Source organism: Streptomyces sp. NPDC046122 (assembly GCF_056429965.1).
Genome location: NZ_JBWKLQ010000028.1, coordinates 1 through 13,657, shown reverse-complemented (window position 1 = coordinate 13,657; position 13,657 = coordinate 1). Strand labels below are relative to the sequence as shown.

Annotated in this window: 16 protein-coding genes and 3 pseudogenes; 7 read left to right on the top strand and 12 right to left on the bottom strand. The window is 64.2% G+C overall.

Features of this window, described 5'->3' with window-relative positions:
* From AC07FK_RS33550 to AC07FK_RS33540, 3 genes and pseudogenes are all read left to right on the top strand, one after another.
* A pseudogene (locus AC07FK_RS33550) lies at positions 1-86 on the top strand (IS5/IS1182 family transposase); the annotation flags it as partial.
* 519 nt (positions 87-605) lie between these two features.
* Positions 606-1,577, top strand: coding sequence for a CBASS cGAMP-activated phospholipase (locus AC07FK_RS33545; RefSeq protein WP_479108688.1), 972 nt, complete (start codon positions 606-608; stop codon positions 1,575-1,577).
* Complete coding sequence (locus AC07FK_RS33540; protein WP_479108687.1) at positions 1,574-2,923, top strand: SMODS domain-containing nucleotidyltransferase; 1,350 nt, start codon at positions 1,574-1,576, stop codon at positions 2,921-2,923. The genes AC07FK_RS33545 and AC07FK_RS33540 overlap by 4 nt, the downstream gene beginning before the upstream one ends.
* A 71-nt stretch (positions 2,924-2,994) precedes the next feature.
* Here AC07FK_RS33540 and AC07FK_RS33535 read toward each other — a convergent pair whose 3' ends face one another.
* Both AC07FK_RS33535 and AC07FK_RS33530 read right to left on the bottom strand, forming a co-directional pair.
* Entirely contained in the window at positions 2,995-3,324 is a 330-nt protein-coding gene (locus AC07FK_RS33535) for a histone-like nucleoid-structuring protein Lsr2 (RefSeq protein WP_479108686.1), read from the bottom strand.
* A 56-nt stretch (positions 3,325-3,380) separates the two neighbouring features.
* On the bottom strand, positions 3,381-3,740 hold the full coding sequence (locus tag AC07FK_RS33530; protein ID WP_479108685.1) for a hypothetical protein: 360 nt from the start codon (positions 3,738-3,740) through the stop codon (positions 3,381-3,383).
* Positions 3,741-3,955: 215 nt separating this feature from the next.
* Here AC07FK_RS33530 and AC07FK_RS33525 point away from each other — a divergent pair.
* Together AC07FK_RS33525 and AC07FK_RS33520 are read left to right on the top strand one after the other, a co-directional pair.
* Positions 3,956-4,156, top strand: a pseudogene (locus AC07FK_RS33525) (J domain-containing protein); the annotation flags it as partial.
* Between the two features lie 246 nt (positions 4,157-4,402).
* Positions 4,403-4,810, top strand: coding sequence for a hypothetical protein (locus AC07FK_RS33520; RefSeq protein WP_479108689.1), 408 nt, complete (start codon positions 4,403-4,405; stop codon positions 4,808-4,810).
* A gap of 227 nt (positions 4,811-5,037) precedes the next feature.
* Here the strand turns inward: AC07FK_RS33520 and AC07FK_RS33515 are convergent, their stop codons facing one another.
* Positions 5,038-5,505, bottom strand: a complete 468-nt coding sequence (locus tag AC07FK_RS33515) for a hypothetical protein (protein ID WP_479108684.1) — start codon at positions 5,503-5,505, stop codon at positions 5,038-5,040.
* Between the two features lie 162 nt (positions 5,506-5,667).
* Here AC07FK_RS33515 and AC07FK_RS33510 point away from each other — a divergent pair, with 162 nt between their 5' ends.
* Positions 5,668-6,642 carry a pentapeptide repeat-containing protein gene (locus AC07FK_RS33510; RefSeq protein WP_479108683.1) on the top strand — a complete coding sequence of 325 codons (975 nt, stop codon included), beginning with the start codon at positions 5,668-5,670 and terminating at the stop codon, positions 6,640-6,642.
* A gap of 242 nt (positions 6,643-6,884) precedes the next feature.
* Here the strand turns inward: AC07FK_RS33510 and AC07FK_RS33505 are convergent, their stop codons facing one another.
* The 8 genes from AC07FK_RS33505 to AC07FK_RS33470 form a co-directional block, all read right to left on the bottom strand.
* Positions 6,885-7,763 (bottom strand): hypothetical protein, encoded by an 879-nt coding sequence (locus AC07FK_RS33505; RefSeq protein WP_479108682.1) that lies wholly within the window; start codon positions 7,761-7,763, stop codon positions 6,885-6,887.
* A 97-nt stretch (positions 7,764-7,860) separates the two neighbouring features.
* Positions 7,861-8,562, bottom strand: a complete 702-nt coding sequence (locus AC07FK_RS33500) for a hypothetical protein (protein WP_479108681.1) — start codon at positions 8,560-8,562, stop codon at positions 7,861-7,863.
* Entirely contained in the window at positions 8,559-8,771 is a 213-nt protein-coding gene (locus AC07FK_RS33495; RefSeq protein WP_479108680.1) for a hypothetical protein, read from the bottom strand. The genes AC07FK_RS33500 and AC07FK_RS33495 overlap by 4 nt, the downstream gene beginning before the upstream one ends.
* Before the next feature lie 189 nt (positions 8,772-8,960).
* On the bottom strand, positions 8,961-9,488 hold the full coding sequence (locus AC07FK_RS33490; protein ID WP_479108679.1) for an ATP-binding protein: 528 nt from the start codon (positions 9,486-9,488) through the stop codon (positions 8,961-8,963).
* 101 nt (positions 9,489-9,589) lie between these two features.
* Positions 9,590-10,429, bottom strand: a complete 840-nt coding sequence (locus tag AC07FK_RS33485) for a hypothetical protein (protein WP_479108678.1) — start codon at positions 10,427-10,429, stop codon at positions 9,590-9,592.
* Positions 10,413-11,309, bottom strand: coding sequence for an aldo/keto reductase (locus tag AC07FK_RS33480; protein ID WP_479108677.1), 897 nt, complete (start codon positions 11,307-11,309; stop codon positions 10,413-10,415). Before AC07FK_RS33480 ends, AC07FK_RS33485 begins: the two co-directional genes overlap by 17 nt.
* Positions 11,306-12,493, bottom strand: coding sequence for a cupin domain-containing protein (locus AC07FK_RS33475; protein ID WP_479108676.1), 1,188 nt, complete (start codon positions 12,491-12,493; stop codon positions 11,306-11,308). Before AC07FK_RS33475 ends, AC07FK_RS33480 begins: the two co-directional genes overlap by 4 nt.
* An 11-nt stretch (positions 12,494-12,504) precedes the next feature.
* Positions 12,505-12,645, bottom strand: a complete 141-nt coding sequence (locus AC07FK_RS33470) for a hypothetical protein (RefSeq protein ID WP_479108675.1) — start codon at positions 12,643-12,645, stop codon at positions 12,505-12,507.
* A 250-nt stretch (positions 12,646-12,895) separates the two neighbouring features.
* On the opposite strand from AC07FK_RS33470, the gene AC07FK_RS33465 reads away from it, so the two are divergent.
* Positions 12,896-13,594 carry a helix-turn-helix transcriptional regulator gene (locus AC07FK_RS33465; protein ID WP_479108674.1) on the top strand — a complete coding sequence of 233 codons (699 nt, stop codon included), beginning with the start codon at positions 12,896-12,898 and terminating at the stop codon, positions 13,592-13,594.
* On the opposite strand, the pseudogene AC07FK_RS33460 reads toward AC07FK_RS33465, so the two are convergent.
* A pseudogene (locus tag AC07FK_RS33460) lies at positions 13,572-13,657 on the bottom strand (IS5/IS1182 family transposase); the annotation flags it as partial. The gene AC07FK_RS33465 and the pseudogene AC07FK_RS33460 sit on opposite strands and share 23 nt — an antisense overlap.

Sequence of the window (13,657 nt, the reverse complement as noted above, 5' to 3'; positions counted from 1 at the left end):
GGCAGATCTTCCGCAGATCCCGCATCAGCCCGAACCGCATGACCGTCATCACCAAAGCCGTCCTCACCCTGGAGCGGCAACACTGAAAACGCTCAGTGACCTCGATTGAGGCCTCCAGCATGGCGGCCCGATACACCAGCCGACCCAGTGCCGCTTCGATCTTGATGTCGTCCCGCTCATCCACGCCTTCGTTGTGCATCCAGTCAGCATCCCACCGCTTGGTCACCCAGCGCATCTGGTTTCGGCTGGGCTTACAGCCGTAGCGCCTGCCTCACCGAGCCCTTCAACGAATGCCCTGCGATTTCCTTTCTTTGGTCAGGTAGGCGAAGTAAGCCGGGATTACAAGCAGCGGTATGGGCAACCGAGGACCCGCCCAGTAGTCATGATTCGGGGGGACATGCTTCCCATCAAGAGACTGCCGAGAAAGAGCATGGTGAAGAAACGATTGCTATCGGTTCAATCCGGCCGCTGATCTGCTCATCCTGCCGCTTCATGTCCCTCTAGTTCTTCGCTTCCGGTGTGACGAAATGGGTGCTAATGTGTGTGGTCCACGTCACATCGCCTCGACAGCATTCAGGTCGGGACGATAAGAGGGAGGAAACTAGATGCGGCGAATACTTGCCATTGATGGCGGAGGAGTCAAGGGAACCTTCCCAGCCGCTTTCCTCGCCCACATCGAAGAAGTCGTCGGCGAGCCAGTGGCCGACTACTTCGACCTCATCGTGGGGACATCAACTGGCGGCATCATCGCTCTCGGTCTGGGGCTGGGCGTCCCAGCCAAGCAAATTCTTGGTTTCTACGAGAGTCACGGCCCGCACATCTTCTCAGGCAATCGGCTACTGCGGCTTCTCCGGCAAGTCGGCGCGGCGAAGTACCAGCGAGAGCCACTGGAGCAGGCGCTGCGAGAGGTCTTCGGAGAGCGAACGCTCGGTGACAGTTCCCGGCGGCTGATGATCCCATCAATGAATCTGGAGACGGGCGAGGTTCACGTCTACAAGACGGCCCACCACGAGCGCTTCGTCATGGACTACAAGGAGTCCGCGGTGGACGTGGCTCTGGCGACCGCGGCTGCTCCGACCTACTTTCCTACCCACCGTTCGGGTGTTGGCCTGCCATTGATTGATGGTGGTATGTGGGCCAACAATCCGGTGGGGCCGGCCGTGGTTGAGGCCATCGGTGTCCTGGACTGGGATAGGCGTGACCTCAAGGTGCTGAGCCTTGGGTGCACGACGGAGCCGCTCAAAGCCAAGGCTGATCGGGCCAAGCGGTTGGGGCTGAACTATTGGGCCCTGCGGCTGGCGTCTGTCTTCATGGCCGGACAGGCGTCTGGCTCCCTTGGCACGGCCTACCTGCTGGCAGGTCACAACAACGTGACGCGGATCAGTCCCTCGGTGCCAAACCGGCGCTTTGCCCTTGATGCGGCCAGGGACATCGACTCCCTGAAGGGGCTCGGTGCGGCCGAAGCGCGCAAGAGCTGGCCTGATCTTAAGGACTCGTTCTTTCACTCGAAGGCTGACGAATTCGTCCCGTATTGCTCGGGGAACGCAGAATCCAGGCGTGACAGGAGCAACAAGTGAGACTGGTGAAGCGTTTTGACACTTTCTTGGTGAACCGCGTCAACCTCAACCAGCGGCGCATTGACCAGCTGGACGAGCGAGTGGCCGCCGTGACGTCGTTTCTGGAGAAGGGCGAGGATGACATAGCCGACCGGTTCGTGGCCACCATTCCCCAGGGCTCCTACGCGCAACGCACGATTATCAACCCGGTCGACACCAATGACGAGTTTGACGGCGACGTTTTGTTGGAGCTCACGGACGACGGGGGTGACTGGGAGGCCGAAGACTACGTCCAGCGGCTGTATGAGAAGTTCCGGGGCAGCGGGGTCTACCGCGGAATGGTGCGTCGTCGCGCTCGCTGCGTCACTGTTGATTACGCCAATGAGTTCCATATTGATGTTGTGCCCTTTCTGGAACGGCACGGGCAGCATTACATCACCAATCGTGATGACAACGAGTTCGAGCTGACGGACCCCACCGGTTTCAATGACTGGCTGGACGGTCAGGACCGGGTGGCCAGCGGCAACCTAGTCAAAGCACTCAGGCTTCTGAAGTATCTGCGCGACCACAAGAACACGTTCTCTATCAAGTCGGTCGTGCTGACCATTCTCGTGGGAGGCCGCATTAACTCGGCCCTCCTACTGGATGACGAGAAGCATTATCAGGATGTGCCCTCGACGCTCAAAAACGTACTATCGGCACTGAACGATTACCTGCAAAGCCATCCGACGATGCCGCCCATCGAAGACCCGAGTGGCACTGGCGAGACCTTCAACCATCGGTGGGATGACAATCAGTACGCCAACTTCCGCAAGATGGTGACGTACTACAGCGATAAGGTCACCGCCGCTTATGAGGAGCCTGACCAGGCTGCCAGCGTCGCCAAATGGCAAGATGTATTTGGCGACGATTTCGGGGCGTTGGACGATCCCGTGGCTAAGATGGCGTCAGCTCACATCGGGCGCGCCCGCTCCACTGAAGAAGATCTTGAGCAAGACAAGCACATCCCAATCAAGCTTAATCGTCGCTATGCCGTCCGCCTCAAGGGCAAGGTGCGGGCGGCCTCCGGCAAGCTTCTGAACTCCTACTACCTATCGACACGTGGGAACAAAGTCCCCAGGCGTCGAGGTGTCGACTTCACCTTCACCACGACGGTCCCGGAGCCCTACCGCGTCTACTGGAAAGTGCGCAACTTCGGTGACGAGGCGATTGAGGCCGATTCCATCCGTGGGCAGATCATCGAAGACAACGGCACACGGACCCGGTACGAGCCGACCGCCTACCGCGGAAAGCATTACGTTGAGTGCTACATCGTGAAAGACGGTGTCTGTGTTGCGCGTGACCGCCATCCCGTGATCATCGTTTAACCGCAGCATCCAACCAAGGCCCCCGGCACGCCTCGCGTGTCCGGGGGCCGCTTTCCGCACCTCGGAGATCCTCAGTGGGCAGCTTCGTACCGCTCCATCAGGTCAGCCGGGATGCGGCCCCGGCTGCTGACCTCAATGCCCTGGCTCTGAGCCCACTCGCGGACCCTGGCTGCGTCCCCGCGGCTGGTCTGGCCGCGCTTGGCCGGCCGCCGAGCGACACTGCCAGTTTTGCGGCCAGCCCCCATAAACGGACCCAAGGCGTCCAACAACTTCTGGTAGTTGTCGTGCCCGAGGTCCACCTCGTAGTTGACGCCGTCGACGCTAAACGTGTGCGTGGCGACGTCGTCACCCTCAGATCCACTGAGATCGTCGGTGTAGACGGTTACGGTGCGCTGAACCATTGCAGTAGGCCCCTTCGTATGTGTGAAAAGAGCTTACTCGCCATTCCGGCGGCGCGTTACCGATTGCGGATGCCTTCCACAGCGTCCCGGGCCGCCTGCCGTTCCAGCTCCATGTAACGCTTTAGTGGCACCGGCTCACATTCGGGAATGGGATATTCCCGGTGTTCGTCGACCCGGGTCAACATGTAGCGAATCAAAACTTTGAAGCAGGCCCGCTCGGACGCGGTGCTGGGCGCAGGGATGGGCTGTCCCTTGGGGGCCGGCGGGCTCGGCTGGACGTCACCTGATGGGCTGGTCGGCGTCGTCGGGGCGGCCGGTCCGGTGGAATCGTCACTCCCGCAAGCGACCCCGCCCAGCAGGAGGGCCAGGCCGACCAGGATGGTAGTGAGCGGCGAAAAGAGCGGTCGATTTGTCATGACGGCTCCAAGGGAGATTGACGTCATGGATGCCCGTTAGTGCGGAGCGTCAATAACCGTACGGTGACGTCCTGCCCGGCGGAATAGGCTCCATTCGTTACCAATGAAAGCGGTCGGATCGGCCCCTTTAGTTGGTAACAAACGAACGGTCTTCCGTACGGCTCCTTTCCGCTCTACCGTTATGCGTTCGGGTTCCTCTCTTCCAGGGGCGCTTCATGAAGTCACCTCAGGTGGACCTCTACGTCGTGCTGGGTGTGCCACCGGATGCCCAGCCAGCCACCATCCGCCGGGCCTACCGGCAGCAGCTCCGGCACCTTCACCCGGATCGCCGGCCAGCCAGTGAGCAGGCCACGGCGCACGAGGAGATGGCACGCCTCAACCTGGCCTTTGAGACGCTGAGCGATGAGGCCAAGCGACGGGCGTATGACCTAGAACAACGATCCCGGCCTGGAGCAGCCAGTCAGGCTCCGGCCGACCCGGCTCCGCCACCGCCCGAGCCGGAGGCACCGCCACGGCCACCAGCCTCCAGCCCGCCGCAGCCATCACCCGCGCCATCGCCGGCCCAAACACCACCGTCCCGCGCTGGCTGGAGAGTCGGGGTCGGAGCAGCTCTGCTGGCTGTCTGCCTCGCTTTCGGCAGCGTTCACCTGCTGGGACTGTCATTGCCGAGTAGCGACCGGGCGGATCGTCCGTACTGCTCCGAGAGCAGCGATGACGGCCAGGTCATCTCCTACTTCCGGGCCAAGTCCGGGCCAAAGACGAAGGCCAGCGAGGCCATCTGGTCCGTGGCCGGCCCGAGCGAGCATGACGGTTACGTGGCCTGGCGGACGCCAGCCTTCCCGTACTGGGAGCGAGCCAACATCGAACCTGGTCTCGTTCGAGACGGCTGGACCTACGGCCGGTACGAGTACGTCGAGGTCTTGGTGGACATTCAGGCGGGCTGGGAACCGCTGGAGGGTCTGTACGAGCGCCGTCGCCAGCCGCAGCTCGACGCTCTGGCCGAGCGCCGACAGCGGTGGGCCTTCCTCACGGACTGGATCGGGCATCTCGACGCGCCACGGTGTCACTGAACGTCGTGGGCGGCCGAAGCTGCCCGTCCAGCGCCAGGCAACACGCCGACAACTGGTGCCAACGGGACCACCGAATCCCAGCGAGTAGGAGCCAGCGATTCAGTCGGTGCCCCACGGCGCACGAGCCGTTGTGGGACCCAGCCGCTGCTGGGACTCGTGCTTACCGGGCAGTGATCGGCCAGGACAGGTCGTCGCGTGCTGCCGGACACGGCTCACAGCCGGAGCGGTTAGGCCCCTTCTTGACGAACCGCCTCTACGAACTCGCTCATGCTTGCCCAGTAGTCATCGATGGTCCGGAAATAAGCCGACGGCTCACAAGTGCCAGCGGCTATGTCTCCCAGCGTCATGTACACCGTTCGAGATGTGGCGAAAACTCTGTGACCTGCATCGACTGTCATACTGGGGCCGTCGAGGGCAACAACCTGACAGCGATGCCGAAAAGGCCCGAAGACTTCTCGAAGCCGTTCCCGGTGCTCCTCGATGCGTAATCGACGTTGCTCTGGGTCTTCGATCTCCAGAAGAGGCGGCGTCTTGCGGTATTCGACACCCATGAGATGAGCCTGCTCGATGAATGCCAGGTACGAGGCCCGCCTGGTCTCGCGTCGGCGTGCCTCTTCCTGCGTTGCCGCCGCCACTTCTGCCTGCAACCGAGCAGCCTGCGTGTGTCCTCGGCTCGTCACCCAGCTGGCGATCACCGCTGTGCCACCTGTAAGTACCGCCACCCACAGCGCCGCATCCCCCATGACTGTGCAGTGTGGCGCTTCACGCTTGCTCCTAACAGTCCCCGGTCAGGATCTGCCGCCGAACGCAGTTACCGACTGCTGGGTAGCAGGTCGCGGCGGTGGGCACGATGGCATGTGGCCAGCGACCAGATGGCAGGGGGAAACGTGGCATCGTTGCGGTTACGTCCAAGGTTGCTCGGCGTGGTCTGCGGGGTTGCCGTTTTCCTGATTCTGGTCCTGGTCGTTTGGCTCCCGCGGCTGGTCTATCCGCCCCTCACAGCGAGCGAGCTGGATGGGGTGACAAGTCGAGAGAAGCGGATCGAACTGCGACAAGCGCAGTCCAAGGTCCAGAACGATTTCCGTAGCCAGCTGTTGCAAGCCTTGGGTGGTTTGGTGGTCGTGGCTGGTGCGGCGGCCGGCTGGCAGCAACTCCGGCTCGCCCGCGAAGGACAGATAACGGACCGCTTCACCCGCGCCATCGATCATCTGGGTAGTGACACCCTTGATGTCCGCCTGGGAGGCATCTACGCCCTGGAGCGTGTCGCCAAGAACTCCCCGGCCGACCGGCCGACCGTCACCTACATTCTGGGAGCGTTCATCCGCGAACATGCTCCCTGGCACGTTGGTGCCCCCAACGGGCCGCAGCATCCGACACCCACCTTGGACGATCAGCTGCCCTGGTTGACGAGTCGCGCTTCCGATGTACAGACCGCCCTCCAGGTGCTGGGGCGGCGCCCAGTGAGCTCTGACGAGCAGGCGTTGTACTTGTCACGAGTGGATCTCCGCCGCGCGCATCTGCCCAGAGCGCGGCTGACGGACGCCAATCTGCGCTACACCAACTTCTCTCGGGCTTGGATGGTGGGCGTCAATCTGGAACGTAGCCAGCTCGTGGACGCCGATTTGCGACAGGCCCGTCTTGAGCGGGCCAGGATGGCGGATGCCGACCTGCGCGGAGCCCACCTGCAAGGCGCTGACTTGCGCCAAGCGGTGCTGCGAGGGGCGGACGTGCGTGGAGCCAATCTGTCGCACGCTCGCCTGGACGAAGCTGACCTGGAGGGTGTCCGCACTGACGGCTCGACGGTCTGGCCTGATGGCCACCGCCCTGCGTAACGACCAGTAGCCGGCGCATGAGCGCGGGATCGGCCGGAGTGGGCCGGAACGGGACTCGACCACTGAGTCGTCGGCAGATGCTACGCCCCGTGAGGTCGCGTCGAGGCCAGCTCGGCCCAGACAATTTCTCCCGCGGCGGGCGGGTGGTAGTAGCTCCAGCGGTTTCGATCTTGCCAGCGATGTTTCCGCGATTGTCATACTGTTCGGCGTACCGCTGAAGTGGCCATGCACTAAGGCTTGAGTCAGGAAGATCCGCCGGGTAGGAAAACGAACGGATCTTCGGGGTTCATGCTGCTTTTATTGGGATAGAATTTGCCATCTTCGCCTTGGTAGTAGTACTGACGGGCGCCATTTCCGGAAGCCACACTAAATGGCTTGCCGTTGCTCCGCCTCACTTCAGTCGTTCCCGAGCGGCCATCACTCGACCACTCGATCGAGAAGGCGAATTGGTGCAGGTCCCGTGAGGCGAAGGCGACGATGGCAAGGTTTTCGGGGTCACTCTCCGAGACCTGGACGGGGAAACCCCGAACTCGCATGTCGCCAGCGGCATTCTCGCCACCTTTGAACTCAAGAGAGGGCTTCTGCTTGGTGAGGTTTACCAAGAATCGGCTGAAGTTACTGCCGCCGCAGGCCCCCGCCCGCCTCACGCTCAATGCGTTCTTTGCCACGGGTTGAGTGCTCAACGGCTTGACCGCGACGTTTTTAATCGTCACGGCGCGTGTGGTTTTGCCTTGAAGGTTCAGGTGAATGATGGCATAGTCTGCCGGCACCGCTTCATGGTCGTTATCGAAAGCCGCTAACCTTTTGTTGTAGGCCACCAACTGGTTCTCATTTTTGATAGCGCGGTTGCCTCCTAGCTGGTGTCCGGCCTCCTCCAAGCTGGGAGCTTTACGGAATACCTTCCCAGCGCCGCCCTCGCAGGCGTCCCACGGGTCAACTTCGTCCACCGTGAAGGATAAGGGAGTGGCCGCGTCGGCCTTCGGTTTGGCGTTAAAGCTGGGGCCCACCGCGTTTTCATTGCCGCACACAGCCCCGGCGGAACAGTCATTGCTGGAGCAGCCTAGAAGAAGAGAGCTGGCAGACAAGACGACGGCAGCAGCGTACGCGCTGGATGGTCTCATGGAACCGGGACTCCATCAGGTTGTGCCGACCAGCCCCGGGAGCTGTTCGGGTGGGCCGCCAGCAGCGAAAGCGGTCTGCTGGTCCTCCAGTTGGTCACTAGTCACTTTCTAGAATCTTCGGGTCGGTCCAGACGGTTCCCTGCACCTTGACGCGGTTCTTTTCAAAGGCATCGCCGTGCGGGAAAGTTTCCGTGACCTGAAAAAAACCAATCCGGCTATCATTGGTGAGGTTGCAGTAGCGGTCGCCGGCAGCCGCTGCGTGTTTAATGCCTTCTGGCTCATTCGCCAGCAGGGCGCGGCAGTACTCAACCCCGACATCAGAAGCCGTCGGCACCTTCGCCAGCTTGCCGTACACGGCGTAGATGGTGACTCTCTCGCCCTTTGTCATACTGGTCTTTATGTCAACAAAGGATTGTTTCGTGGGTGGGTCCGCGTCGAAATCGATGCCGTAGTAGCCGATGTACGTCGAACCGCTCCAGTAGGTCGAGATGGTCGGCTCCGGAATGACGACAGCCGGTGGAGACGTCCCTTCATCTTCTTCGGAAGAGTCGGCAATGCTGCTGTCAGCGTCCCGCGTCTGGTTCGCCGTCGAGCCCGGAGGAGACGTTCTGCTTCGCGGCTCATGCGTTTCGCTCGACTCAGTGGTATGCGGAGCAACAAACACGTCGTTGTCGTTACCGCAGACCGAACCGGAACAGGCGTTATCGGCTCCACAGCCCGACAAGACTGAGACGGCAAGGCACAGTGGCAGGGCGGCGCGTATCCGCATGGGTCGGCGGCGGAGGTAGCCGACTGTCATCGACCGGCATCCTTGGGCGGTGCAGGCGGGTCGCTTTCCCCGAAATTAGTCGTGTTGTCGTGGCCGCAGACCGATTGATTCTTGCATTCGTTTCGGTCCCCGCCGATCGTCTCGGTTGCCCACAGTGTGGCCACCGTTGCGGCGATCGCCACGAGGGTAGCTAATGCGGCGATCCAGACGCGCCGGCGATCGGTGCCTTCCATGACCATCTTGCGCCCCCTGCATCCCGAGTTCAGTGGCACATAGTCGCATAAGACTCCTGGCCCTTCGGGATAACTGGAATGACTACTGGAAGGTAACCATGTCTGCGCTGGTAGGGACGGGTACCGCACATTCCCAGCAGGAGTGATCTACGTCTTTCGGAGGGCCCGGTCGCGTTTCTCTGGCCCCTTGCGGCTCTACAGCTCCCGCAGCCCCACCAGCACCTGGGCCATCAAGAGCGGGTCGCCTGGTACCGGTCCGGACTTGACCGCCGAGTCGTCGGCGACCGGTACGCCCTGTGAGGTTGCGTCAAGCGCCAGCTCCGCCCAGACGACTTTTCCCGAGGTTGGCGGATGGTAGTAACCCCAGCGGCTACTCATCATCTCGACCAGCAGCAGCCCGCGTCCGCTCGTCGCATTCGCCCCGGCCACCCGCAGGACTGGTGGCCGGCGGTCGTGGTCACTGACGTAGATCACCAGCCGAGGCCCCAGCAGCCCCAGCGTCACGGTGAGGGTCCGCGGCTCCGGCGTGCTGGCTGCCGACGACTGGGGGTGCTGGATGGCGTTGGTCGTCAGCTCCGACACGATCAGGCGGGCCGTCTCGATGTGGTCCGGCGGCACGTGCCAGTGCCGCAAGACATCGGCGGTGTGGCGACGGGCCCAAGCGGCGGCGTTGGGGGTATCAGCCAGGGCCAGCTGACTCAGGGCAGGACGAACTTGCGACACGGTGAAGTGCCTCCCAGATAGGGAGTGACGTATGGGAACGGGGGAAGTCGGCTCCAGCGCCTGACGGCTGGGCGCGTCAGCAGCCAACCGGCAGGGCGGTATCAGCCGTGGTGCAAGAGCACGGTGGCGCGCTGACGCAGGGGGACTTCGAGCTCGACGCTGTCGCCGCGGCTGATCGTTTGCAGCAGCTCCGTGATGACGACCAGTTCGGAGAAGCGGCCGGCCGGGGTGTCGAGGACGTGGCCCAGGTGGAGCCGGACCAGCGCGCTCGTCTCTGGCACTAGCAGACTGAAGGCGTGGAGCATGGCGGCGTCATAACCAGCTGGGGCGACGCCCCACCCTTCCCAATCCAAGATGGTCAGGCTGGGACCGGTCAGGTTGGCCCAGTGCAGGTCGCCGTGGGCGGTGGACCAGGCTGGCACCGTGGTGTCGACCGGCTGGCCCAGGTACTGGGGCATGGCCCGGTCCAGATACGCCTGGCGCACGGCCACCCGGTCGGTTGGGACCTGAGCGATGGTGTCCAGGGACCGGCGCAGCGCCGCCCACCATCCGTCATCCAGTCTGGGAGCCGTACGCAAGACGGGACTGTCCGTCGTGATGGTCGGCTCGACGACGACCTCGTACAGCTCAGCCAGGTAGCCGTCGGACCCGACCGTCCAGGTCAGATGATCCTTCAGGCGAGGCCGCGGCACCGTTCGCGGCATAGCGGCTTCCGCCGCCTGCGGGCCCTCCCACAACTTGCCGCCGGCCTGATCGGCCGGAGCGTGAACGAGCCGCAGCCAGCCCGGCCCGGACGAGGTCTGGACGCGCCGACTCAAGGTGCGACCGCGCCAGCCCCAAGATTCGGCCGGTTCAACGGTCGTGACCGCGAGCTTGGTCGCCGCCAGGCCGTGGGCCGCCCGCATCCGCTCCGCCACCTCCGGCTCAGGTACCGAGTACATCCGTGACCTTTCGCAGCGTGTCCAGAGGGAGGGCTGGCTGACCGATGACCGTGGTGGCCTCCGACCAGTGTTGCGGGTTATCGGTCGACAGCAGCACCCGCCGGACGCCCGGCGTGGAAGCGACCACGGCCAGACCGGCCTGAGCCGGGCTACTGCCAGGTCGGATCAGGTCGGCCAGCTCCGGCGTGACCAGGTCCGGCACCGCCCCGCCATGCAAGGGAGCGGAGGCGAATACCTCAAGCTCGGCCGCTTGGGCATCGGCCAGCACACCCACCCCATCCAGCGCCTGGGCGATGGGCGCCAGGTTGACGACCGACAGCGGCAGCTGGATGGCCCGCAGATGGTGCCGGGGTCCGCCGGCCTTGACCGCCAGCTCCACCAGCAGCGGCACATCGAACAAACCACTACTGAAGCCGCTCCAGGTGGCCACGCCGTAGCCGCGGATCAGCCCGGCCTGGCAGGCCTCTTCCAGCGTGAGGAAGGCTAGGTACAGCCGGTCTGGAATGGCCTCGCGACGACAGCCGTGCTCCGGGTTGTGGACGAACACCACATCCGGCACGCGGCCGAGCGTCCGGCGGCTGCACTCGACCTGCCAGCCGATATACCGGGGCGAGAGACAGTGGCCAGCCTCAGCCGTGCCTGTCGCGATGACGCCCGCTCGCAAGGCCAGCCCCCGACTGCCCGGAGCCAGGAAACCGACCTTGGTCGATACTTTCAGTTCCGGGTGCCGGTCCAAGACCGGAGCCAGGGCCCGTTCAGCTTGGCCTTGCGCGTAGTTCGGGGCGGTGTCGATCCAGTCCGCGCCAGCCGTCGCCGCCATGGCGGCGGCTCGGGCCACATCGCGGCAGCGGTAGGTGCCCAGGCCCAAGGTGGCAGTCATGAGGTACCACCCACGGCGGCCACTTCGCCCTTAACCAGTTCCGTCACGACCCCGGCCGCTTGGGCCAAGGTCAGATGGGCGGCCTCGGCCAGGTCGGCCAAGCGGTGCCGGTCGCCCCGGACCAGCAGGCCCAGCATGGTCAGGGCCTTAGCTGAGAAAACCCACTCCTGGCCGCCAGCCGTCAGGCGCACCGTTCCGTCCGGGGTGGCTTGGAGGGCCGGCCGAGCCACCACCAGCTGGATCAACAAGTCCGGGTCCGGCGGGATGGCGGCCACGTACGGCAATGACGGCATCAGCCGCGCCTGCTCGGTGGCGTCACGAGCAGCGGTGAATTGTTGGATGAGATCGGCCGACTCCAGCTCGGCCGTCATCAGCTGGCGCAGCTGCTCGACGAAGGCGGCTTGTTCCTCGGCCGTGCCGAAGCGCGGTAGGTCGGAGCGGACGATCTCGTGCGACCGCAGTGTCTCCGACAGCCAGCCAATGAGATCGGCCCCGGTGGTGGTCTGGAGGCCGCAGGTCAGATGCAGCGAGTGCTGATCCTCGGAGGCCGCCACGGCGTGCCACCAGCCCCGCGGCAGGTACAACACGTCGCCAGCCGTCAGCACCAGGTCGGCCATCGGCTCGGCTGGTGGCTCCTCGGGCACGTCAACATCATGGTGCATCGGGGCGGGCCGAGTTGGGCCGTACAGTCGCCACCGCTTGGCCCCGTCCAGCTGCACCACGATGACGTCATGGTCATCCCAGTGGACGCCGAAGCCTTCGGTGCTGGTCCAGGAGGCGTACAGGTTTATCTGCACCGCCGTCCGGAGCCAGCGCTCCAGCTCAGCCGCCAGCTGACCCGCGCCGTCATGCAGCTCATCGACGGCATCCAGCACCAGGGTGGCTCCGTCCGCCAGCTGCTGGTGCAGCGCGGCTGACTGGAGCCGCTGCCAGACGGTACGGCGACGGGTGACAACCGGTCGGGAGTAGGTGTGAGGTACGAGGGGCTCGCCACCGGCGGCCAACCGCAAGCGCGGGGCTTCCAGCCGGTGCCGGGCCAGGATGCCATTGAGGTCATCCCAGCTCACCAGACCGGCCAGGGCCGCGGCCTCGCCGCGGGCAATTTGGTAGCGGCGGCCGAAGGCCCGGGCGAGGAAACTCTCCCCACCCAGGCGCTCCGCCACCGAGAAGGTCTCAGTGGTCATGGCAGCGGCCGTTAGTCGTTGCCGTCGCTACGGCCGGTGCCGCCACCGTCCGACGGCTGCTCGGCCCGTGATCGGGCGGCCGCCACCTTGGACCGGGCGATCAGCAGACCACCGTCCTCCGGGTCGGTGGTCTTGGTCAGCTGCTCAGGCATAGGACTCTCCTTGCACGTCAGGCGGAACTCAAGGCCAACGGCCCTAGCCCCACGGGTGGCTGTGCGTTGCCTGCCACTCGCGCCGGATGCGGCGCGAAAGGAAGGACGGGCTCCACCAAAGCGCTTTCCTTGAGCTCGGAACAGCGCAAGATTGAGGTACCAGTGAGGCATCCATGTCGCAGACTCGGCCGTGGCCTGGCCCAACGTCGCGACAGACGTTTTTGGCGCGAGCTTTGAGGAGCGGCAGCCGATGGCAGACAAGCGGACGCGGCTCATCGCGCGGCGCAAAGCGGTCGGCCACACCCAGGAGACCTTGGCGGAAGCGCTCGGGGTGGACCGGACCACCATTGGTCGGTGGGAGAGCGGCCGCGGCGAGCCCCAAGTCTGGATGCGCCCGAAGCTGGCCCAGACCCTCCAGGTGTCCCTGGATGACCTGGCCGATCTGCTGGCGGCGGGCCGACCTGAGCCGACCGTCGCGATCACGCGAGCCGCCACCTCCGTCGTGGCCCCATCCGCCGTGGTCAGCCTGACGGAAGCGGTCGGGGCCGACGCAGCCGACTCGGCCCTGTTTCTGAGCTTTGCCTCGCAGACCAACGTGGACGATCTCGTCCTGGAGCAACTGGACGCTGACATCGCCCGCCTGGCGGCCGACTACGTCAGTCAACCTGTGGCCACCCTGTTTCGAGAGATCAGCGGCCTACGCCGGATGGTGTTCCGACTTCTGGAAGGCCGCCAACGTCATTACCAGACTGGCCACTTGTATCTGGCGGCTGGACGGCTCTGCGGCCTGGCGACGCACGTGGCTCTCGATCTGGGCCAGTTTCGGGCCGCCTCGACGCACGCCCGAACCGCTTGGCGCTGCGCCGAATCCGCCGGCCATAACGAGCTGCAAGCCTGGGTCCGGTCGATTCAGTCTTTGAGCGTTTTCAGTGTTGCCGCTCCAGGGTGAGGACGGCTTTGGTGATGACGGTCATGCGGTTCGGGCTGATGCGGGATCTGCGGAAGATCTGCC

Coding starts and splice junctions, on each gene's coding strand:
- AC07FK_RS33545 (WP_479108688.1), top strand. CDS start 606: ATGCGGCGAATACTTGCCATTGATGGCGGAGGAGTCAAGGGAACCTTC.
- AC07FK_RS33535 (WP_479108686.1), bottom strand. CDS start 3,324: ATGGTTCAGCGCACCGTAACCGTCTACACCGACGATCTCAGTGGATCT.
- AC07FK_RS33530 (WP_479108685.1), bottom strand. CDS start 3,740: ATGACAAATCGACCGCTCTTTTCGCCGCTCACTACCATCCTGGTCGGC.
- AC07FK_RS33505 (WP_479108682.1), bottom strand. CDS start 7,763: ATGAGACCATCCAGCGCGTACGCTGCTGCCGTCGTCTTGTCTGCCAGC.
- AC07FK_RS33500 (WP_479108681.1), bottom strand. CDS start 8,562: ATGACAGTCGGCTACCTCCGCCGCCGACCCATGCGGATACGCGCCGCC.
- AC07FK_RS33495 (WP_479108680.1), bottom strand. CDS start 8,771: ATGGTCATGGAAGGCACCGATCGCCGGCGCGTCTGGATCGCCGCATTA.
- AC07FK_RS33485 (WP_479108678.1), bottom strand. CDS start 10,429: ATGTACTCGGTACCTGAGCCGGAGGTGGCGGAGCGGATGCGGGCGGCC.
- AC07FK_RS33480 (WP_479108677.1), bottom strand. CDS start 11,309: ATGACTGCCACCTTGGGCCTGGGCACCTACCGCTGCCGCGATGTGGCC.
- AC07FK_RS33475 (WP_479108676.1), bottom strand. CDS start 12,493: ATGACCACTGAGACCTTCTCGGTGGCGGAGCGCCTGGGTGGGGAGAGT.
- AC07FK_RS33470 (WP_479108675.1), bottom strand. CDS start 12,645: ATGCCTGAGCAGCTGACCAAGACCACCGACCCGGAGGACGGTGGTCTG.
- AC07FK_RS33465 (WP_479108674.1), top strand. CDS start 12,896: ATGGCAGACAAGCGGACGCGGCTCATCGCGCGGCGCAAAGCGGTCGGC.